Origin of the sequence: Methanomethylovorans sp., from assembly GCF_041447285.1 — an archaeon.
Classification (GTDB): domain Archaea; phylum Halobacteriota; class Methanosarcinia; order Methanosarcinales; family Methanosarcinaceae; genus Methanomethylovorans.
Genome location: NZ_JBGMEB010000006.1, coordinates 64,325 through 85,023, shown reverse-complemented (window position 1 = coordinate 85,023; position 20,699 = coordinate 64,325). Strand labels below are relative to the sequence as shown.

At 41.9% G+C, this 20,699-nt stretch carries 17 protein-coding genes; 5 read left to right on the top strand and 12 right to left on the bottom strand.

All coding sequences use genetic code 11. The features are described 5' to 3' along the window. Positions 1–21 precede the first annotated feature (21 nt). The 4 genes from argJ to ACC612_RS03190 all read right to left on the bottom strand — a co-directional run bounded on the left by argJ (position 22) and on the right by ACC612_RS03190 (position 4,268). Complete coding sequence (gene argJ, locus ACC612_RS03205) at positions 22–1,206, bottom strand: bifunctional ornithine acetyltransferase/N-acetylglutamate synthase (RefSeq protein ID WP_371853031.1); 1,185 nt, start codon at positions 1,204–1,206, stop codon at positions 22–24. Then, on the bottom strand, positions 1,206–1,676 hold the full coding sequence (locus tag ACC612_RS03200) for a CBS domain-containing protein (RefSeq protein ID WP_371853030.1): 471 nt from the start codon (positions 1,674–1,676) through the stop codon (positions 1,206–1,208). Before ACC612_RS03200 ends, argJ begins: the two co-directional genes overlap by 1 nt. A gap of 29 nt (positions 1,677–1,705) precedes the next feature. Beyond that, positions 1,706–2,719 (bottom strand): N-acetyl-gamma-glutamyl-phosphate reductase, encoded by a 1,014-nt coding sequence (gene argC / locus ACC612_RS03195; RefSeq protein WP_371853029.1) that lies wholly within the window; start codon positions 2,717–2,719, stop codon positions 1,706–1,708. A 103-nt stretch (positions 2,720–2,822) separates the two neighbouring features. Beyond that, positions 2,823–4,268, bottom strand: coding sequence for a TIGR00297 family protein (locus tag ACC612_RS03190; protein ID WP_371853028.1), 1,446 nt, complete (start codon positions 4,266–4,268; stop codon positions 2,823–2,825). Between the two features lie 289 nt (positions 4,269–4,557). Here ACC612_RS03190 and ACC612_RS03185 point away from each other — a divergent pair, with 289 nt between their 5' ends. From ACC612_RS03185 to ACC612_RS03165, 5 genes are all read left to right on the top strand, one after another. After that, complete coding sequence (locus ACC612_RS03185; protein WP_371853027.1) at positions 4,558–5,112, top strand: helix-turn-helix domain-containing protein; 555 nt, start codon at positions 4,558–4,560, stop codon at positions 5,110–5,112. Positions 5,113–5,127: 15 nt separating this feature from the next. Continuing rightward, positions 5,128–6,798, top strand: a complete 1,671-nt coding sequence (locus ACC612_RS03180; protein ID WP_371853026.1) for an AMP-binding protein — start codon at positions 5,128–5,130, stop codon at positions 6,796–6,798. 165 nt (positions 6,799–6,963) lie between these two features. After that, a complete protein-coding gene (locus tag ACC612_RS03175) occupies positions 6,964–7,203 on the top strand; it encodes a ferredoxin family protein (RefSeq protein WP_371853025.1) in 240 nt (79 codons plus the stop codon). 18 nt (positions 7,204–7,221) lie between these two features. Then, positions 7,222–8,286, top strand: coding sequence for a 3-methyl-2-oxobutanoate dehydrogenase subunit VorB (locus ACC612_RS03170; RefSeq protein ID WP_371853024.1), 1,065 nt, complete (start codon positions 7,222–7,224; stop codon positions 8,284–8,286). Next, entirely contained in the window at positions 8,283–9,707 is a 1,425-nt protein-coding gene (locus tag ACC612_RS03165; protein ID WP_371853023.1) for a 2-oxoacid:acceptor oxidoreductase family protein, read from the top strand. Before ACC612_RS03170 ends, ACC612_RS03165 begins: the two co-directional genes overlap by 4 nt. A 155-nt stretch (positions 9,708–9,862) precedes the next feature. Here the strand turns inward: ACC612_RS03165 and ACC612_RS03160 are convergent, their stop codons facing one another. From ACC612_RS03160 to mdh, 8 genes are all read right to left on the bottom strand, one after another. After that, a complete protein-coding gene (locus ACC612_RS03160; RefSeq protein WP_371853022.1) occupies positions 9,863–12,574 on the bottom strand; it encodes a putative Ig domain-containing protein in 2,712 nt (903 codons plus the stop codon). A 323-nt stretch (positions 12,575–12,897) separates the two neighbouring features. Continuing rightward, the gene (locus tag ACC612_RS03155) at positions 12,898–14,190 is read right to left on the bottom strand and encodes a methanogenesis marker 16 metalloprotein (RefSeq protein ID WP_371853021.1); all 1,293 of its coding nucleotides are present in this window, start codon (positions 14,188–14,190) and stop codon (positions 12,898–12,900) included. A 12-nt stretch (positions 14,191–14,202) separates the two neighbouring features. After that, the gene (locus ACC612_RS03150) at positions 14,203–16,212 is read right to left on the bottom strand and encodes a cation:proton antiporter (protein WP_371853020.1); all 2,010 of its coding nucleotides are present in this window, start codon (positions 16,210–16,212) and stop codon (positions 14,203–14,205) included. 78 nt (positions 16,213–16,290) lie between these two features. After that, positions 16,291–17,424 (bottom strand): hypothetical protein, encoded by a 1,134-nt coding sequence (locus tag ACC612_RS03145; protein ID WP_371853019.1) that lies wholly within the window; start codon positions 17,422–17,424, stop codon positions 16,291–16,293. 75 nt (positions 17,425–17,499) lie between these two features. Then, positions 17,500–18,459, bottom strand: a complete 960-nt coding sequence (locus ACC612_RS03140; protein WP_371853388.1) for a tyrosine--tRNA ligase — start codon at positions 18,457–18,459, stop codon at positions 17,500–17,502. A gap of 53 nt (positions 18,460–18,512) precedes the next feature. Then, a complete protein-coding gene (locus tag ACC612_RS03135; protein WP_371853018.1) occupies positions 18,513–19,244 on the bottom strand; it encodes a tRNA(His) guanylyltransferase Thg1 family protein in 732 nt (243 codons plus the stop codon). Positions 19,245–19,250: 6 nt separating this feature from the next. Next, positions 19,251–19,517, bottom strand: a complete 267-nt coding sequence (locus ACC612_RS03130) for a PRC-barrel domain-containing protein (protein WP_371853017.1) — start codon at positions 19,515–19,517, stop codon at positions 19,251–19,253. 75 nt (positions 19,518–19,592) lie between these two features. Continuing rightward, complete coding sequence (mdh, locus tag ACC612_RS03125) at positions 19,593–20,525, bottom strand: malate dehydrogenase (RefSeq protein WP_371853016.1); 933 nt, start codon at positions 20,523–20,525, stop codon at positions 19,593–19,595. Between the last annotated feature and the right edge of the window lie 174 nt (positions 20,526–20,699).

The window sequence follows — 20,699 nt, the reverse complement described above, 5'->3', positions numbered from 1 at the left end:
ATTTAAAAAAGAATGCTGAAGTTAGGTTGTATACTCAGCATTTATGCGCACATAGTCATAAGTAAGATCACAACCCCAGGTTGTGGCACTATTTTTTCCCAATCCAAGATCAACGATGATGTCTACTTTTGATTCTCCCATTATTTTCCCAAGCAATGAAAGAGCATCATCATTTGCGCCCAAGATCTTACCTTTGCTGACGAGCTGTATCGTATTCTTACCATCTGAAAAAGCAAGCGATAACTTATGCTGGTCTACTTCAGCACCGGAATATCCAACTGCTGCTGTCACACGTCCCCAATTAGGATCTTTACCAAAGACTGCAGACTTCACAAGTGGTGAGCGTACAATAGCTTTTGCGGCCAGGCGAGCATCCTCATCAGATAAAGCCCCGGTTACCTTTGCTTCTATGAGCCTTGTAGCACCCTCACCATCAGCAGCTATCATTTTACCAAGTTCTATAAGCACATGGTCGAGCCCCTGCTGGAACTCTGATATCACAGGCTGAATACCAGATTTACCTGTTGCTGTTAAAATAACCATGTCATTGGTGCTGGTGTCACCATCTACTACTACCATATTAAAGCTCTTGTTCACTGCCCTGGTGAGACACTCATGCAATAGATCAGAAGGCACTTGTGCATCCGTATACGCAAAACAAAGCATTGTGCCCATATTTGGCTCTATCATACCAGCACCTTTGGCAATAGCTGCGATCCGAATACCACTGTCAAGCTCAATGGCTATCTCTTTCATAGTTGTATCAGTGGTCATAATAGATTTTGCTGCTGCACGGCTGCCTTCATGATCTGCTTTTAGCGAAGTAATGACAGCCTCAAGATTTGAGGATATCCATTTTGTATCTAGCTTCCTGCCAATAACACCGGTAGAGGCTACTGCAACATGTTCAGGGTCTATGGACAATGCATTTGATAACATGCGTGCCATTTCCCTTGCATCTTCAAGACCCTGTTCACCGGTAAAAGCATTTGCATTGCCACTATTGACTATTAAAGCACTGAGCTTGCCGTGTTTTTGAAGATGTTCCCTTGTAACTATCAGAGGAGCCGCTATAACCTTATTCCTGGTAAACATGCCTGCGGCATTACCTTCTGCGACTATTACCCCAAGACCCATCTTACCAGGTTTGATACCCCAGGCTTTAACACCTTTTACAGCACAGATACCACCATCGATAGCTTTCATTATTCTGGGCTCCCTCCAAGTCCATGTATAATATCACCACGAGTGATGATACCTACTAAAATATCATCTTCAACAACCGGAAGGCGATTAACCTTGTACTTAGTGATAAGCCTCACAGCATCTTGAATGCTCTTTTCCGGAGATATTACGTGCACATCCTTTTCCATTATCTCACTAACAGGTTTTGACCCAATATCATCCAGCATATGCTTTGTCTCTTCCCAGTTAAGAAGTTCACGTATAGGGATTTCAATTACCTCAAAGGGACTGGGAAGCCATAAACCACTATGCTCTGGGACTTCCAGTAACTTTAACAGATCGCCTTCTGAGACAATACCTACAACCCTGCCTTCTTCCACTACAGGGAGACCACTGATATTATGCTTCTTAAGCAGCTGTGAAGCCTCACTTATGGTAGTATCAGGGCTGCACACGATCACATCGATATTCATTATGTCTTTAACTTGCATGGATTACACCATCTGAATTACGTAAAATTTTAGGGAGCTACACCTGACATCCATAAACCGGTGGTCTCACCCAGGCCACACATAAGATTCATATTCTGTATAGCCTGTCCTGATGCCCCTTTTACCAGGTTGTCAATTGCAGAAATAACAACTACGCGATTATTGCGTGAATCCACCTCAAAACCTATATCACAGAAATTGGAACCCCTTACTGCATTAAGAGACGGGATCCCATCCACTACCCTGACAAATGGTTTGTCTTGATACATTTCTGCGTACAGGTCCATGACATCATATTTTGTGAGATTGCCCTTAGTAAAGATGTGAGCTGTGGTAAGTATACCCCTAACTGAAGGAATGATATGAGGAGTGAAACTTATCTTCGTAAGAGAACTATCCAGCCGTTGCAGTTCCTGAGTGAACTCGGCTAAATGCCTGTGAGTTGTCAGTTTGTAAGGCTGCACATTCTCTGCCATGTTGGGATAGTGTGAAGCCAGACTTGGCTCAATTCCAGCACCTGAAACACCGGTCTTTGAGTCAAATACAACACTTTCGATCATGGAGACCTGTGCAAGAGGAGCAGCTGCGAGACTAGCTCCTGTGGGGAAACACCCAGGATTGGCTATGAATTTCTGATGTTTCACTTCCGGATGAAGCTCCGGAATTCCATATACTACATTTCGTGGATCCAAGTGCTTGATACCATATACTTTCTCAAAGACATCTGTCTTGAGACGGTAATCAGCACTCAGGTCAATTACTTTCACTTTGTCATCCAGTAGCTGTGGTACAATTCCCATGGCAGTACCGTGGGGTACAGCCACAAAGACCACATCGCACCTATCCTTTATCTCCTGTGGATCAGGATTCTCGAACTGCAGATCCACCATATCCTTAAGATGCCTGTGGGTTGCAGATACTTTCTGACCTGCCAGCTTGCGGGACGTAGCTAATTCGATCTTAGCCTGCGGATGGTTCAGCAGCAAGCGCATAAGCTCGCCGCCTGTGTAACCGGATGCACCGATGATTCCTATATCAAGCATAATATTCACTTTTGTATAGATGTAAAGATTAACTTGAGTATTATTTAATGCTTGAACTAATAAAAGGGTTTGTCAGGGATATGGTTGATACAGGTATACAAAATCAGGATAATAACAGGAAAAGTAAACCTGAAACTATTGCTCCGGCAAAAGTAGCATAGAAATTCACACCACTGTTTGATAATAATCCTCTGTTCTGAAGTGTAGCGCCCATTAAGCTGTCAATGTTAGTGCCAATAAATCCACCGAGCGTTGTTATCAGAAGGCAAAGATAGATATTTTCTACCCTTCCGAACAGAATAGCCAAAATGGCTATGACAAGGGAACCAAATAGACATGCAAGTTCTCCAAGTATTGTTACCGCACCATCACGGCCAGGTTTGGCTGGCTTGAAATTGGTGATCATCCTAGGCTTTTCCTTGGAAGTGGTTCCTATTTCACTGGCAAGAGTGTCGCCTGTAGCTGTTGCAACAGTTCCTAAATAGGAATACATGATAAGTTCGCTATATTGTGGATAGATACCATGAGCAACGGCAAGTATAAGAGCTGCCATACTGTTGCTGAAAACGTTCTCATAGCTTCTTATACCACCTTTTGCCTCAGCAATTCCAATAGATGCCTTATAGGCATACTTGTATTTGGTAAAGCCTCCACCTAGTATAAAGAAAGTTAATAGCAGAAGGAACCAGAAAATATCTGCAAAGACTATGATCAACACTCCCAGAATACTGGCAGCTAAGAGAGCAGATATGTCTGCGATACGTGCTCTGTAAGCAAGATAACCCAAAAACAGGGAAAAAAGAAGAGCAAAGAACATGTGTGCGGGAGGGACAGTGTACCCGAAAGAGGCAAAAAGCCACATGACCATGCAGGATCCAAAGAGAATTGAAATGTTGTTATCCACCCTGGATGGAATAGATTCAAAGAGAGACCCTGTTATTGAACCAATAACCGAGATGAAGAAAATCATATCATAGGAAACATCGATCCCCGCCCAGTGAATTATCCATGCTCCTATCAAAAAAGATGAAATGATACCAACGAGCAGCATGATAATACTTGAAGGAAGATGGAACACATCGCTGTCTTCCCCTTTATACCTTCTTTCAGGATAATCCAATCTTGCCAGGCATTTTAATTGCGTTTCTTTCCAATATTTAAATGCATTTGCCGAAGAGTTGCCAAATGTGCTTATGGCTACAGCTCCTCCAATTACATAAATTGGAAATATCACGCCTTCTAGCTTGAAACCATAGTTGAAAACTAAAAGCAAAAGGATAGAAAGGACAAGGTTGTTAGCACTTCTAAGTCCCTTATCAACTGGTTTTCTCTGCTTATTATCGATATTGTCTTTATTGGAAAGGGCTTGATATATCTTTGATCTTCTTGGCAACTTCCTTAAAACCACAAGCATGAGGAACATAATAAGTACCAATATTCCCAGTGGAAGAAAAGGATAAAGAAGACAAGTAAGGCCAAGTGAAGCATGAAGCAGGCACCTGAGGTACATGGGATCCATTTCTTTGATGATGCTCTGTATCTTATTCATGTTCACCCTTTCCGAAACTGCTGCACATTATGTATAAGAACATATATATTTGTGATGTATCACAGCCAAAGATAGATTTTCAAACTAAATGAATGCATTGTCACTGGTATTCTGAATAGAATGAATATGTTAAAATAATAGGAGATTTTAAGTGAACTGAATTGAACTAACATGATTAATTGCATCCGATTATGCAGTGAAGTGTCTATCTCTATGAAGATCAAATGAATATGCCAGGTTTGAGATATCACTGCTGTTTTTAAGGGGAAACAGAAAAGGAAGGCTGAATATGCAGGAAAAGATAAAAGAAATCGCAATTCGTATTAAAGAGCTGCGTGAGATCTCCGATATCTCAGCAGAAGAAATGGCCCGCCTGTTGAACATAGATACTGAGACCTATGAGAGCTATGAAGCAGGCGAGAAAGATATTCCAGCGAGTATCCTGTATGGAATATCCAACGAACTTAAAGTTGACATGTCTGTGCTGCTGATAGGCGAAAATCCAAAGATGCACGTCTTTACAGTAACCCGCAAGGATAAAGGAGTAGGCGTTGAAAGGAGAAAGGAATACAAGTACCAAAGCCTTGCAAGTAATTTCGTGCACAAGAAAGCTGAACCTTTTGTTGTCAAAGTAGAGCCAAAACCTGAAGGGACTAAAATATCAATGAATTCCCATCCGGGACAGGAATTTGATTTTGTACTTGAAGGCACATTGAAAGTTGTTATACATAACAACGAGATAGTACTTGAAGAAGGCGATTCTATATTTTTCGATTCCAATTATCCGCATGGTATGGCTGCGGTTGGTGGAAAGAGCGCAAAGTTTCTTGCAATTATAATGTAAGTAAGAGGAAAAAACATGACTTCTTTGCTAGATCGTTTCGTTCCTATTGTGGACTTTAAATCCTATGAAGATTTCAAGGAAAACTTTACAATAAATATACCTGATAATTTCAATTTCGCTTATGATGTTGTAGATGTATATGCAGCACAGCAGCCAGAAAAACAAGCTCTTGTCTGGTGCGATGACAATGACAATGAAGCAGTCTTCAATTTCAAGGACTTGCAATACTACAGCAACAAAACAGCAAATCTGTTCACCAAGTGTGGCATAAAGAAAGGCGATAACGTCATGCTCATACTTAAAAGTAGGTATGAGTTCTGGTTCTGCCTACTGGCCCTGCACAGAATAGGTGCAGTTGCCGTGCCTGCCACGCACATGCTTACTAAAAAGGATATTGTATATCGTGTTGAGCGTGCAGATATAAAAGCAGTTGTCTGTGCTTTAGATGAATATGTCCTTGGAGAGGTTGATGCTGCGTATAAAGATTGCAGCTCCATCCTTAAACACAGAATAGTATTGGACACAGATCGTGAAGGATGGATCAACTTCGATGCTGAACTTCAGATAAATTCAGATAAATTCGAGCGACCTACAGGTGAGAAGGCAACTTCCAACAGCGATATCTCGATAATATACTTCTCATCGGGTACTACAGGCTTCCCAAAAATGGTACAACATGATTTTGCATATCCTCTGGCACACATTATAACTGCTAAATACTGGCAGAACGTAAGTGATGGAGGCCTGCACTATACTGTTGCAGATTCCGGCTGGGCAAAATGCATATGGGGAAAGATATATGGACAATGGCTAGCAGGCAGTGCTGTCTTTGTATATGATTATGAGCGGTTCTCTGCAGACAAAATGCTTGAAAATAGCGCAAAATACAACGTAACAACTTTCTGCGCCCCCCCTACTATATATCGTTTCCTTATCAGAGAAGACTTGAGCAAATATGATTTCACTAAGCTAAGATACTGTGTAGTGGCTGGTGAACCATTAAATCCTGAAGTTTATCAGCAATTCCTTGAACTTACAGGTTTGAAACTCATGGAAGGCTTTGGCCAGACTGAAACTGTGGTGAGCGTAGCTACATATCCATGGATGGAACCTAAACCTGGTTCTATGGGTAAGCCTTCTCCTATGTACGACATCGAGCTATTGAATGCTGAAGGCAATGCCTGTGAAGCTGGTGAAGAAGGTGAGATCTGCATCGATACAAGTTTTAGTAACCCCCCGGGAATCTTTGCAGGTTACCGCTCAGAGCCTGAAAGAACAGCAGACGTATGGCACGATGGTTACTACCATACTGGAGACATGGCCTGGAAGGATGAAGATGGTTACTTCTGGTTCGTGGGTAGAGCAGATGATATAATCAAGACATCCGGATACAGGGTTGGTCCTTTCGAAGTGGAAAGTGCATTGATGGAACACCCCGCAGTACTTGAATGTGCTATAACCGGCGTTCCTGACCCCATACGCGGCCAGGTGATCAAGGCTACTATAGTGCTTACAAAGAACTACACGGCCAGTGAAGAGCTGAAAAAGGAAATACAGGAACATGTGAAGAGGGTCACTGCGCCATATAAGTATCCACGCATAGTGGAGTTCGTACCGGAACTGCCGAAAACCATTAGCGGCAAGATTAGGCGCGTAGAGATACGTGACAAGGACAAAGAGGAATGAACACCTTCTGTGGTGAACTATTTATAATATATGTATAGTAGCAAATGCCAAAAATGTAGAAAGCGACAAACATAAATGGCCGCATCATTACGGCCATTATTTTTTGGATGAGCTGGTTTCTGGTATTTGTTGATCAATGCATCTGAGTGTTAGAGGCTTGAAATAATGTCGGATTTAGTGGAAAAAAAAGACCCTTACCCGGTAATAAATGTGTTGGAGTGCAAAGCATGTGGACGCTGCATAATGGCCTGTCCAAAAGATGTGCTTCTGATGAGCGAATGTCTCAATGAAAGAGGATACCACTACGTGGAATATGTGGGTTCGGGATGTATAGGATGTGCTAACTGCTACTACACATGTCCAGAGCCTCTGGCAATAGAGATACATATTCCTCTCAAGGAATAACTTAGAGGAGAGTTCATCATGGTAACACAATTAATAAAAGGTAACACTGCAGTTGTTATCGGGGCATTGTATGCAGGCTGTGACTGCTACTTTGGTTATCCTATTACACCTGCCAGCGAAATTTTACATGAAGCATCTTCCTATTTCCCAATGCTGGGCAGGAAGTTCGTGCAGGCAGAATCAGAAGAAGCGGCCATAAATATGGTATATGGTGGAGCAGCTACCGGTCATAAAGTAATGACAGCTTCATCTGGGCCTGGAATCAGTCTGAAGCAAGAGGGAATCTCATACCTTGCTGGTGCAGAACTTCCCTGTGTAATAGTAGATATTATGAGAGCAGGGCCCGGTCTTGGTAACATTGGCCCTGAACAGGCAGATTATAATCAGATCGTCAAGGGTGGAGGGCATGGTAACTATAAGAACATAGTCCTTGCCCCAAATTCCGTGCAGGAGATGTGCGATTTTACGATCAAGGCATTCGAACTTTCGTTCAAATACCGTAACCCTGCAGTTGTCCTGGCAGATGGTGTGCTGGGCCAGATGGTAGAGCCTCTTAAATTCCCTACAACCGCAGTGCAGCCACAGATAGATGATTCCTGGGCTGTGAATGCCACCGCAGAGACAAGACAGAACCTGGTAACTTCTATCTTCCTGGACTTTGAGCAGCTTGAAGGATTCAACAACAAGCTGCAGAAGAAGTATGAACTCATAGAGGAACAGGAAGTGGACTATGAAGAGTACATGATGGAAGATGCCGATATCATCCTTGTTTCATACGGAATCAGCAGCCGTATTTGCCGGTCTGCAGTAGAACAGGCAAGGAAGAAAGGCATAAAGGTTGGTCTTTTCAGGCCTATCACTCTTTTCCCCTTCCCAAAAAAAGAACTTCTTGCAATAGCACAAACAAGAGATTGCACATTTATCTGCGTGGAAATGAGCAATGGACAGATGAAAGAAGATGTGCTTCTCGCAACAAAGTGCATGCGGCCTGTTGAGCTTGTGAACAGGCTTGGAGGGAACCTGATAACTTTCGACCAGGTGATGCAAAAGATAGAAGAGGTTGCAACAGGAGGCTCAATATGAAAGAGAAAGTTATAGGCAGGCCAGCAGGCCTGTACGCCGAATTCCCAAGAAAAGGAGGAGCAGCTCCTACTGCTACTCACTATTGCCCCGGATGTGGCCATGGTATTCTGCACAAACTCATAGGTGAAGCCATGGGTGACCTGGGTATCCAGGACCGTACGGTTATGATAAGTCCCGTAGGTTGTGCAGTATTTGCTTATTATTACTTTGATTGCGGTAATTTACAGGTTGCACATGGCCGTGCTCCTGCAGTAGGTACCGGCGTATCCAGAGCCCTTGACAATGCGGTTGTTATTTCCTATCAGGGAGATGGTGACCTTGCATCCATTGGTCTTAATGAAACTATCCAGGCTGCTAACCGCGGAGAGAAGATAGCTGTTTTCTTCGTGAACAATACTGTCTACGGTATGACAGGGGGCCAGATGGCACCAACCACCCTCATTGGTGAGAAAACGGTTACATGTCCTACGGGACGCGACCCCAGATATGCAGGATATCCTCTGCACATGTGCGAGCTGCTGAGTAGCCTCCAGGCACCCGTGTTCATAGAAAGAGTATCTGTATCGGACATAACTCATATCCGCAAGGCTCGTAAAGCTGTCAGGAAAGCTCTGGAAATACAGCGCGATGGCAAAGGCTATGCTTTTGTGGAAGTACTCTCCACATGTCCCACAAACCTGAAACAGGATGCGGAATCCAGTACCAGGTTCGTTAACGAGCAGATGGAAAAGGAATTCCCTCTTGGCAATTTCAGAGACAGGTCTGAAGAAGCCGAGCCGCTATGCCGCAATGCCAGCGATTTTACAAAAGAAGCTATAGACAAAGCTTTTAACCTTGAGACTGAAGCATCCCCCGATGCAATAGAGGACCCGGGTTTTGGCCAGGTGCTCGTGAAGGCCGCAGGTTTCGGAGGACAGGGTGTACTGAGCCTTGGATTGATACTTGCAAAAGCAGCCTGCAGATCTCAGCGGCATGTTTCCTGGTACCCATCATACGGTCCGGAGCAGAGAGGAGGAACAGCAAACTGTTCTGTGGTGATCTCAGGCTCTTCCGTCGGTTCACCAGTAGTCTATGAATCCGACATACTCATAGCTATGAACCGTCCATCCCTTGAGAAATTTGCCATGGACGTAAAACCCGGAGGAGTCATACTTTATGATTCCACAATTGGAGAATGCACAATTCCAGACAACATCCGAGGAATTGCAGTACCTGCCGTGGAAATAGCACGTAACGCAGGAGCTGAAAAAGCTGCTAACACAGTTATGCTTGGCGTATTGCAGGAATTGGGAGTTACAAAGCTTCCGGCTGAAGCGTTTGTAGAAGCTTTGGCAGATAATTTTGCAGGAAAACAAAAACTGATAGATATAAACAAGAAGGTACTGGAAGCCGGAGCACAGTGGCTTAGAGATAACCTGTGAGCATCGAGCCCACACCTTATTTATTCTATTTTTGCTTATTTTTGGCTTGTGGAAAGAATGGCGTTCTAGAAGCTACAATAAAAATAATTAAAAATCTAGTGATGATAGACTTGTTTTCAGCACTAGATTTTGAAATTGTTTTTTCTGGACAGAAATTAAGTCGTATAGATCTGGATTTGAATGGCCTTCACCGGCAATCCTAAACCAGTGGTTCCAGCAGTAGCACCATCAGAAACCCAACTCCGCCATGACCCATCAACATATACACGATATTTCACATGTATGTTGGATGGAGCATTTTGAAGTTGGATTTGAATGGCCTGTAATGACTTGCCTTGACCGACGGTCCCAGCTATTTGCCCATTAGAAACATAACTTTGCCAACCAATATCGGCTACATGAGCACGATAAATTACACCGTAATTGGACGTTTTAATCTTTATTGCTTCCATTTGATTTGCGCTGGAGCTGGGTGTTCCTGCTGTATTTCCGTCCTGAGCCCAATTACCCCATCCTGTATACGCAAACTGACCCTGATATTGTACGCTGACTGAAACAGGAGCTGCTGTAATGGTTTCTGTAACAGATTTACTCTGTCTGCCTGTAGCTTTGTCAATAGCCCAGATTGTATAGGTTCCAACCATGTCTGCAGTAGAACTTGTATACGATTTGCTCAGGGTTCCTGTACTCAAAGCCTTAAAAGTTGAAGGCGTGATTTCACTGTTATCCGGTCTTTTTACATGCCATTCTATTGCCCCATTGGGAGTATATCCAGTTCCACTGAATGTGAATGTTGTTCCCTGTTGTCCTGAAGTAGGAGAGATAGACAATGTGACCGGAACTGCCGGAGCAGTAATTGTCAAATCCTTACCGTTTGACTCAGTGTTGGAATCACTGGGATTGTTCCGGACCTTAACAACATAAACACCCGGGGTTGTTCCTGTCATTTTCTCAGTAACTACAATCCTTGTGCTCGATCTGCTTTTGATTGTACCCTGACCTACATATTTACCATTGAAATAGATCTGATCAACTGCAGTTTTAGAATCAAAGTTTTTTCCATTGATCGTGAGATCAAAAGTACCTGCTACTGTTTGAGTAGGAGTTATGGAGGTGATCTCTGGTTTTGGAACTGCTGGCGCAGTAATTGTTATATCCTTACCGTTTGATTCTGTGTTGGAATCACTGGGATTGTTCCGGACCTTAACAACATAAACGCCTGGGGTTGTTCCTGTCATTTTCTCTGTAACTACAATCTTTGTACTTGATCGACTTTTAATTGTACCCTGACCCACATATTTGCCATTGAAATACACCATTTCCACGGCAGTTTTGGAATTAAAGTTCTTTCCTTTGATAGTGAGATCAAAAGTACCTGCTTCTGTTTTACTCGGAGTTATGGAGGTGATTTCCGGTAAAGCACTCAATGGATTGTTCACTGTGATCGTTATGGTTTCGTAATCAATCTGGCCATTTGCAGTAGCAATGAATTTGACAGTGTATTTACCTGCAGTACCTGAGCCAGGAGTCCAAATAAAAAGTCCACTGCTTGTAAGTTTAGCTCCACTTGGTAGACCTTCAGCAGAATAAGTTACTTTATCGCCGTCAGGATCCTTTGCGGAGAGAGTAAAACTGAGTTTATTCTGTTCAGAAACTGATTTATCACCTATAGAAGCAAGTACAGGAGGATTATCCGCAACCTTGTTCACTGTGATTGTTATAGTTTTTGAATCGGTCTGGCCATTTGCAGTGGCAATGAATTTGACAGTGTATTTACCTGCAGTACCTGAGCCAGGCGTCCAAGTAAAAAGTCCACTGCTTGTAAGCTTAGCTCCATTTGGAAGGCCTTCAGCAGAATAAGTTACTTTATCACCATCAGGATCTTTTGCGGAGATTCTGAACGTAAGTTTCTCCTTCTCTGAAACTGATTTATCACCTATAGGAGTAAGTGCAGGTGGCTGTGATTGCGTTTTAACTTCAAATATCCTTGTCATAGTCTCTGAATCAATCCAGGTACCGGTTTTATTATCCAAGATAACCCATCTTGCATCATAATATCCTGAACTTACCAATTCTGGATTTATAAACGTAAACGTTCTGGAATAATCTTTAGTACCTGGCGAAAGTGTAACAATTTTATCATTAGCTGAACTATCGATCCATGGACCCACAGGATTATGTGTCCTGACCTGAGCACCTAACCTCACATTTTTTATACTATCGCTATTTGGATTTTTGATGCTAAAGACAAAAGTCAGCTTGCTATTAGGCGAGATGATTGTAGGACTAATCGATTGAGTGACTATTTGAGCAGTGCCAGGAACAATTGTACCTGTATATATGATTACTCTTTTTATCCTGTTGAATGGAATTTTTGTATCTTTGCCAAGGGGATCATTAACATAATAGTAACTAGATCCTGCATAGCCAGTAATTACTTCGAAATGGCCCTTTAAATCAGCGATTAGAGGAACTCCAGAAGAAAGATACGATTTTATGTAGTCCTCTGTGGGAGAGTATTTTTCAGTATTATATTTCACTTTCCCACTGGTCATTCCAGTAGCTGTAATCCATTTTATTAAACAGCCACTGTAACCATTGTTTCCTCTTAACCATTTATTCAACTCCTTGGGGTCTGTTTGGACCCCATAATACTTAAAAACCATTGCAGTTGATGTGACAGCACAACCTGCATCACCTAATGTACTTCCACAATTACCGGGTTGACCCATTATATCGCTAGACCATCTCGAATCAGTTTGCAAATATAAAGGAACATCTAATTTTTCTGTACCTGCAGCTCCATTCCCTGCAGTCGCTAAGATTAAGCAAGCTGCGATTAAAACGACAAGAATCCATCTTTTCATGTTATCTATCACATTTCCACCTCACATACACATCTCCGGTCAAAGTTCAAAACTACCTGACTAAACTTTGTGAATTAAATTTTGTATAAAGAAATATAAGCATATCGGTACCAAATTTTATAAGTATATTCCACTATTATTTATAAGGGAATATTTATTAAAATGTCTTACTGCAAGTGTATTTAAAGGGGATAGAAAGAGCAAGAAAAACAAGTAACTCAAAAATAAAATCAAGAAAATACCCTAACATTTAAAACAAATATGACAGGAACATAATGTCGTATAAGCAAAGTTACCCCAACAAAATCAGTAAATAAAAGTCGTTAGTCTATTCTCTCAACCATCTGTCCTATCCTGAAAGAACCATCATTGACCTTTTCCTTAAGATCTTCAGCCATCTTCAGGGCTCTCTTGCGGTCTGACTGGCGCAGTACAATAGGTACTTTCCTGTAGCTTTCTGCCTCGCAACACTTCAAATTTGCCTTGATACTTCCAAGCCTGGCAGTGAATACACCTGCCGGACATAGAGTTGAACACAAACCACAGTTAAAACAAAGGAATCTGTCCAGCACAAGTTTACCGTTATTCCAGTATATGGCATTCATGGGGCATTTCTCTTCAGCTTCGCATGTCGGACATTGGTTGCATGCAGAAGGCTTGAACGTTACTGCCAGGTCCACATCCTGCCAGACGTTTCCGTAATCGGCATGCCCTATGGGCTTTCTGCAATCAACATCCATTACAGGGAGTGATATGTCAGCATCTGTTGTTTTGATGGCATCAAGTACAGCCTGACTTGTCACTGGGATGGGAATAGCCCAGGATACGATACATTCCGGACCTGCACTGGTAGTAAATCCCCCCATGAGCTGAGGATCCATGCCATGCATATCTGCAAACCCCGTCAGATTTGGCTTTGCTGCACTGCTACGTGTACCGGTTCCTATGACAAAACCCTCGCTGCCGTTCATAAGGATGCGAGTACCAATACCAATGGTTTCAAGCAGAGGATCGTTCTTAACAGGGTTGATCTCGCCACAACCTGAGAAAGTAGCTCCTGAAAGATCCGGATTGAAACCTGTTGCATGAAAGATTGTATTCACAGCCTTCGAAGAACAATTAACGAATGCAGAATAGTTTTTAAAACAGTGCCGAGTCCCGAACAAACGGGCAAAGGGCATTTCATCCAGAGTGATGCCTGAAGTAAATGTATCATTCTCATCTGTGATCACAGAAACCTCGATCTCCTTTCCCTGCACCATTTCTCTGAAAAGATGTCCAGCCCCATAATCAGGCCGGAGGTTAGAATGAGAAGTTCCAAAAACCATAAGGTCAAGTATCCCAAGCCTCTCGTTGGGACATGGACCAACAAAAGCGGGGACACCATTAAGAAAGATCTTTTTTGCGCGTGTGAACTGCCTGGGAGCTTCAATAGGGAAAGACATTACAGCATATGTACCACTCATGATGGCTCGTGTAGCTGTGGTTACCACATCCACATCTTCCAGTTTTATGTCCTTTCCTTCCCTGACAAGCCCACATATCTCGTGAGCTGTCATCACTACTGCTTTTCCTCTATTTACCTTTTCACAGATCTCCTGCACAGTACGTTCCATGAAAATTCTCCCTTAGGGCTCCAAGATATAGTTAGATTTGAACAAACGCCGTACCTTTGACGTATCTTCTGCCGATCCAAGCACTATACACAGATCATTTACCATAAGAACCGTACTCGCATCTGGATTTGGTATGACTTTTTCTTTACGCTGTATGGCGAGTAAGGTTATTCCATATTTATTCCGAAGACCTGTCTCTGCAATGGTCTTCCCAGCAATATACGAATCAATTTCAACATTTAATGTTATCATCTGTACACCAGGCAGGCTGGCGCATATTTTCTCTGTATCTGTCACCTCAGTGGTATAGCTGCGCAGCATCTTATAACCATCAGCACGTACTTCTTCAATGAATTTATCTATCTGGTCACGGGGTACCATATATTTATCCAGTAACCTTGCAAATATCTCAATGGAAATCTCATATTCCTCGGGTACCACCTCATCTGCTCCGATTTCATACAGATGAGCCATCTCTTTCAGGAAACGTGTCCTTGTTATGATATATATATTAGGATTCATCTTCTTTGCGAGACTTACAATCTTGCGGGTGTCCAGTGGATCCGAAATACCAATGACAAGAACTCTTGCCTTCTCTAAAGAAACGTGTTCCAATATTAAAACATCAGTTGCATCACCAAAACATATGTTATCGTCATATTGCCTTTCCTTCATGACTGTTTCAGGGTTCATGTCAAGGATTATATATGGGATACCAGTTTCACGAGCAACCCTAGAGATGGTCTTTCCGTTTAAACCAAAACCAACTATTATGGCATGATCTTTTAGTTCTTCTTCTTTCTTTCCGGGTGCCAAGTTAGCTGAATACAGTCCTTGTTTCATTCTTTCAGGAATATGAGGCGCTTTTAAAGCTGCATCTGCTACCCTGGGAGATAGATCGATAACTATAGATGTCGCACCCATGGTTATTATTGATACCGCTAAAAAACTCTGGTAAGTGGTGCTGTCAAGCAGACCTAGATCAAGACCAGCCTTTGAGAGCACAAAAGAGAATTCTCCTACCTGACCAAGAGCAAGGCCCACCAGTATAGCTGTTCTGAAAGGATAACCAAGTAGGTAAGTTACTGCACCGGATACTGTTGCTTTCAATAACAATACTACCAATGCCATGTACAACAACCAAGTAAAGTTTTCGAACACATTGTTGATGTTCAGAAGCATACCGATAGAAACAAAGAAGAAACTCATGAACATGTCCTTAAATGGCATCAGATTGCCCAGAGCCTGATGGCTGTACTCAGATTCAGAAATAATAAGACCTGCAAGGAATGCGCCCAAGGCAAGGGAAAGCCCAATATATGCTGTGATCCAGGCAACTGTTAATCCGATGAACACTATGCTTAAAAGAAATAACTCACGATTGCGCGTCTTAGCTATTTGGTAAAGAAGAGCTGGGACAAGTGTTCTTGCACTAAGCACTACAATGGTTATTATTATTATAGCTTTTAATAGCAATACTGGTAATGAGCTGCCAAATCCATCAGTCGCCCCTGCAAGTACAGGTGTTACCAGGATCATAGGTACTGTTACTATGTCCTGAAAGATGAGAATTGCAAGGGATATACCTCCCTGTGGGGTATATATCTCAGATCTTTCCTGGAGCTGCTTGAGCACGATAGCAGTACTACTAAGAGAGATAAGAAAACCAACGAACAATGCAGATGGTGCACTCATCCCCACTTTCATAGCTAAAAAATATGTTGTTACTATTGTGAGTACCACTTGCAGAGAGCCACCTATCAATACAGAACGCCTCATTTCCCATAAATCTTTTATAGAGAGTTCTGCACCAATGGTAAACATCAGGAGAATTACTCCAATATCAGAGACAGTTTCTACCTGTTCCACAGAAGTGACTGCTCCTAAACCATGTGGGCCTACGATTATACCAGTGAGCAGAAAACCCACTACAAGAGGTATACCTAATCGGTAAAAAATTAACAGGATGAATATAGACATCCCGAATATTATATTAATATCTGTCAACAGTGAGTCTTCCATAAATGTCACTGTAGAATCAGACTAACAGTTATATTATATTTTCGTTTGAAAAATAATATGAACGAGCGGTATTTGGGATTATTCAACATTCAATATACTTGCAAGCTCAAGACCTTCAGTCCCAAGCTCTGAGAGCTTATTAAAGAGTTCTTCTTTTGTCACGTACTTTTCTGTTCTTGTGCCATCAGTACGCTCTATCTTTATTGTGATCTCGTTCTTAACAAATCCTCTGTCGAGGCACTCACGGACAATATCACCATATTGTTCCATAATGATCTTAAGGCAGTCAAAAACCTCATTGTTGACTATTGCATCTCTTCCATCGAGCATGATCTTCTTTAGTTTCTGGGACATGATGGACATTTCGAGATATTTTTTAAGCTCAAGGTTTAAGGGTTCGATCCTGTCCATCTCAATCGACTGAGACAAAGTTTTATCTGCAGTGATATCACTATTCACGTGGAGGATTTGAATATCCTGAGAATCATAGATTATTTTGAACTGCTGGTCTTGCTTCTTGTTCTCAAAAACTACTTCAAGATGGGAAATGCCATTATAATCGATGTTAGTTATTATGAACTCAGTTACATCAACTAATTTTACTTTATTCTCTTTATGTATCAGTCCTGTCTTTACCCAGATCGGAAGCTGGATATTTCCATGGACTTCGCGCATAAGCAGCGGCTCGCTCCGATATAGAAGCTCACTTTCATATTCCACTCCGGATATGGAGGCTTTGAGGATACCTCTAAAGACACCATTATCAAGACGAACAGAGTATGCTTTTACAGCACCATATATACCATGCTCAAAAAGAGAGTTAAGCAATGGAAACATTTTTTGTTCGACGTCACGGATATGGGACTCATAATCTTTCTTTTTTTGCTCAAGCTCCTTTTTGAGATTACGAAGACCATTACTGACACTCTCATCACAAGCATCTACGATAGCATTATGGCAATCAAGGATCTCTACATTTTCCGCATTCTGGGAAATGGATTTTACATATGATTTTACATCAATTGCAAATTTTTCAAGATCAGCTATCCTGTTATCAAGAGAGGAGATAGCATTCTTTTCAAGCTCATTTGCCTCAATAGCATCATTTTCTAAGGGGAGGATTCTCCCTGCTATTTCAATGAGATCAGTGATATCCTGAATAAAATCACGTTGTACGGGTAGATCTGTGGAATCCTGATATGTGTACCTCATTGAATCCTCCGCCTTAATGAATATCTTGGTTATTTGTTGTATGTGACCAGTTAAATATGTTACTATGTCCGATCTTTAAGCATTTCTCAGAACTTTTCTGACTGGCTCAAGTATCAGGTTCATATACTTAGCAGCACCTTTTTTCAGGTCCATGGGATGTAATTTCCCCTCGGAAAAGACAGTTGTAAGTTCTTCATAATCCCGACACACAAGGTTCCCACCATATTTTTCCGGCCTTTCAAATACAATTTCCTCATATCTGGGACAAATGTGGTATCTGAACAATTCTAACATAGGATTCTCAGCTATCTCACCTGCGGGACAGAAAGCTTTTTTCATCTTTTGATTGACTTCTTCCTCCGAATCATCCACCGAGATGAAATTATCGCTTGAAGAAGACATCTTTTTACCATCCAGGCCGAGAAGTATAGGTGTGTGTATGCAAAGAGGAGACTTGAAACCTAAAGCTGGCAGACCTTCCCTGGCAAGCATGTGTATCTTGCGCTGGTCAATGCCCCCTACAGCTACATCTACCCCAAGAAGAGCAATATCAATTGCCTGCATCATTGGATAGACCATTTGAGATACCTTGGGATCATCCATCTTTCTGCCTACCTCATCCATGCTCCTCCTTGCTCTATTAAGAGATGCGGTGGTGGTCAGTTTGAGTACGTTGAGCATGTAATCGGAAGTCAGCTGGAAATCAGAACCATAGACAAATTTTGTCTTGTGGGGATCAAGCCCCAAAGCTATGAAACAGTCCCGATTATAATCAGCAGTTTTACGCACTTCTTCCAGAGTGCCCTTTTGATTAAGATATGCATGCACATCTGCAAGGAGAACTATAATCTGAAAACCGGTATTTTGCAGGTCCAGAAGTTTATTGACCGTAAGCACATGGCCTAAATGAATCTTGCCACTGGGCTCATAACCCACATACGCAACAGGGTTATCCTTCGTTTTTAGAAGTTCTTCCAGCTCTTCTTCCGTAACAATTTCCTGTACGTTTCTTTTTATAAGCTCCAGTTTGTCCATGTCTTCACCATTCATAAATAGTAGTGGTATAGAAACACTTTCTATTTATATGGTTAACTGTTCTCAATCAATGAATCAATGAGATCTTTCCCCTCAGTAGAAGCAAAAAGAGGTATATCCCAATTTTGAGCAATTTTGGAGCGGCTACTGATTGTCTTCTCATGAGTAAGAGGATTGTACCCTTCAATAGAGTATTTCTCTTTATGAACAAGTATTCCTTTCCTTTGCCAGGCCGGTACTTTGGAAATGTTAATGCCAAATTTGAATAACAGTTCATGCCTGTCAGAAGACTGTTCATTTTTTAGGGCAGCAGCGGCTTCGTTCTCACTTGACCCTTGTGATACAAGAGTGTAGAAAGCATATGAATTGATACAATTTCTCCACGCTTCCTTCTGTCTCCAGTCAAAATATTCCGCTATATGTTCTCTGCAAACAGGAACAATGCGTGAGTCAAAAGCAAGAGGTTCCTCTGACTTCAAGCTCAGAGAAAGAGAACTGCTTAAAAAACTGGGTACTATAGAGTTTAGTTTTTCTACTCTTCCATCAAATGGCGTGTCTTTGAACAATAGATTAATCTCATCTGAGAAAGTATATCCAAAAACAGGTGATAAGCCACTTTTTTTGAATAGCATTTCCACAGCATTCCCCATAGAAGCTGCAAACCTGCTATCAAATGGCTTCTCAAAACCCATGCGTGACAGTGAATTTCTGAAGGTTCTGCCATCTACACGGATAATAAAAGGAGGTGCACAGCGCAGATCACTGTAGATCTCTCGCTTCTTCATGTGCTTTTACTCTTCTTCTTTTTCTTTCTTTGCCTTGAACTTGCTAACAATGCTCCTTATTATAACAATGTCGCCAGTGGTCACTACCCATCTATAAGGAATGATGGCACCTCTTGTTGGCACATCGAATATATCTCTGTTTATGTCAGTTATGGCTATACCTTTAACGTTCCTTTCCTCTACATTCAATACAAGGTCAGCCACTTTTCCAACGTATGTGCCCGCATCTGTGTAAACATTAAGCCCGAAAAGTGATGTCAAATCCGTACGCATGCTATCCCTTCTTTATTTAATATTACTTATATATGAATATTCGTATGTAAAAGCATTATATGTAGAAATGCTTTTTCATGCATTTCCAATATTCAGCTTTTCAATACCAGATCTCACAGCCTGTCCAGAGCTTGAAAGTGCTGTCATCTGTTCTTGTGTAAGGTTTATCTCAATTACTTTCTCAACACCCTTCTTTCCAAGCCTTGCAGGTACCCCCAGGCAAAGGTCGCTGAAACCATATTCACCCTCCAGATAAACAGAAGCTGGAAGAACTCTTCCGGAATCATTAACAATTGCATCTACCATCGCTGCAATTGAAGCTGAAGGAGCATAGAATGCACTCCCTTCCTTAAGGAGGCTGACTATCTCGGCACCTGCATTAATAGTCCTTGTGACAAGTTTATCAATAGTTTCCTGTGGCAAGAACTGTGATATAGGAACTCCGGATACTGTTGTGTACTGCGGTAAAGGAACCATGCTGTCACCATGTCCGCCAAGGACCATAGCATCTACATCCTTTACAGAACAACCTACCTCCTGAGCCACAAATGAGGCGAACCTGGAGGAGTCCAGAAGACCACTCATACCAAACACCCTCTGTTTTCCAAATCCAGTATACTTATACACAGCATAAGTGATGATGTCCAGAGGATTGGTCACCGTGATTACTATACTTTTTGGGGCATATTGCTTGATATTATTGCACACTTCTTTAGTGATCTTTGCATTAATGGTAAGAAGGTCATCCCTTGTCATACCGGGTTTACGTGCTATGCCTGCCGTTATAACGACGATATCGGAACCTTCTATATCGCTATAATCGTTTGTTCCCTTTATGTTCACATCATAACCTATCAAAGGTGCAGCCTGCATAAGATCCAATGCTTTTCCCTGAGGAAGCCCTGACACCACATCCAGCATAACTATGTCGCCAAATTTTCTCTCTGCAAGTCTCTGCACAGTGGATGCACCCACATTACCTGCACCTATCACTGAAATTTTTTTCATGTCTATTCCTCTCTTAAGTCGTTTTTCGACACATTGACAGTAATATAAAAGCTGTTTCTATATTATATTAGTTATGATTCATCCATGAGAATATATATTCTAAACCAGTTCGATGCATCCACACAACGTTATGATTATTAATTAATAACCTATACTCTATGGGAAAGAGGCCGG

What these genes read in the sequence shown, in the direction of transcription:
- ACC612_RS03150 (WP_371853020.1), bottom strand. Translation starts at nt 16,212, where the DNA reads ATGGAAGACTCACTGTTGACAGATATTAATATAATATTCGGGATGTCT.
- argJ (WP_371853031.1), bottom strand. Translation starts at nt 1,206, where the DNA reads ATGAAAGCTATCGATGGTGGTATCTGTGCTGTAAAAGGTGTTAAAGCC.
- ACC612_RS03145 (WP_371853019.1), bottom strand. Translation starts at nt 17,424, where the DNA reads ATGAGGTACACATATCAGGATTCCACAGATCTACCCGTACAACGTGAT.
- ACC612_RS03185 (WP_371853027.1), top strand. Translation starts at nt 4,558, where the DNA reads ATGCAGGAAAAGATAAAAGAAATCGCAATTCGTATTAAAGAGCTGCGT.
- ACC612_RS03165 (WP_371853023.1), top strand. Translation starts at nt 8,283, where the DNA reads ATGAAAGAGAAAGTTATAGGCAGGCCAGCAGGCCTGTACGCCGAATTC.
- ACC612_RS03190 (WP_371853028.1), bottom strand. Translation starts at nt 4,268, where the DNA reads ATGAATAAGATACAGAGCATCATCAAAGAAATGGATCCCATGTACCTC.
- ACC612_RS03155 (WP_371853021.1), bottom strand. Translation starts at nt 14,190, where the DNA reads ATGGAACGTACTGTGCAGGAGATCTGTGAAAAGGTAAATAGAGGAAAA.
- ACC612_RS03135 (WP_371853018.1), bottom strand. Translation starts at nt 19,244, where the DNA reads ATGAAGAAGCGAGAGATCTACAGTGATCTGCGCTGTGCACCTCCTTTT.
- mdh (WP_371853016.1), bottom strand. Translation starts at nt 20,525, where the DNA reads ATGAAAAAAATTTCAGTGATAGGTGCAGGTAATGTGGGTGCATCCACT.
- ACC612_RS03200 (WP_371853030.1), bottom strand. Translation starts at nt 1,676, where the DNA reads ATGCAAGTTAAAGACATAATGAATATCGATGTGATCGTGTGCAGCCCT.
- ACC612_RS03180 (WP_371853026.1), top strand. Translation starts at nt 5,128, where the DNA reads ATGACTTCTTTGCTAGATCGTTTCGTTCCTATTGTGGACTTTAAATCC.
- ACC612_RS03175 (WP_371853025.1), top strand. Translation starts at nt 6,964, where the DNA reads ATGTCGGATTTAGTGGAAAAAAAAGACCCTTACCCGGTAATAAATGTG.
- ACC612_RS03130 (WP_371853017.1), bottom strand. Translation starts at nt 19,517, where the DNA reads ATGCGTACGGATTTGACATCACTTTTCGGGCTTAATGTTTACACAGAT.
- ACC612_RS03170 (WP_371853024.1), top strand. Translation starts at nt 7,222, where the DNA reads ATGGTAACACAATTAATAAAAGGTAACACTGCAGTTGTTATCGGGGCA.
- ACC612_RS03160 (WP_371853022.1), bottom strand. Translation starts at nt 12,574, where the DNA reads ATGAAAAGATGGATTCTTGTCGTTTTAATCGCAGCTTGCTTAATCTTA.
- ACC612_RS03140 (WP_371853388.1), bottom strand. Translation starts at nt 18,459, where the DNA reads ATGGACAAACTGGAGCTTATAAAAAGAAACGTACAGGAAATTGTTACG.
- argC (WP_371853029.1), bottom strand. Translation starts at nt 2,719, where the DNA reads ATGCTTGATATAGGAATCATCGGTGCATCCGGTTACACAGGCGGCGAG.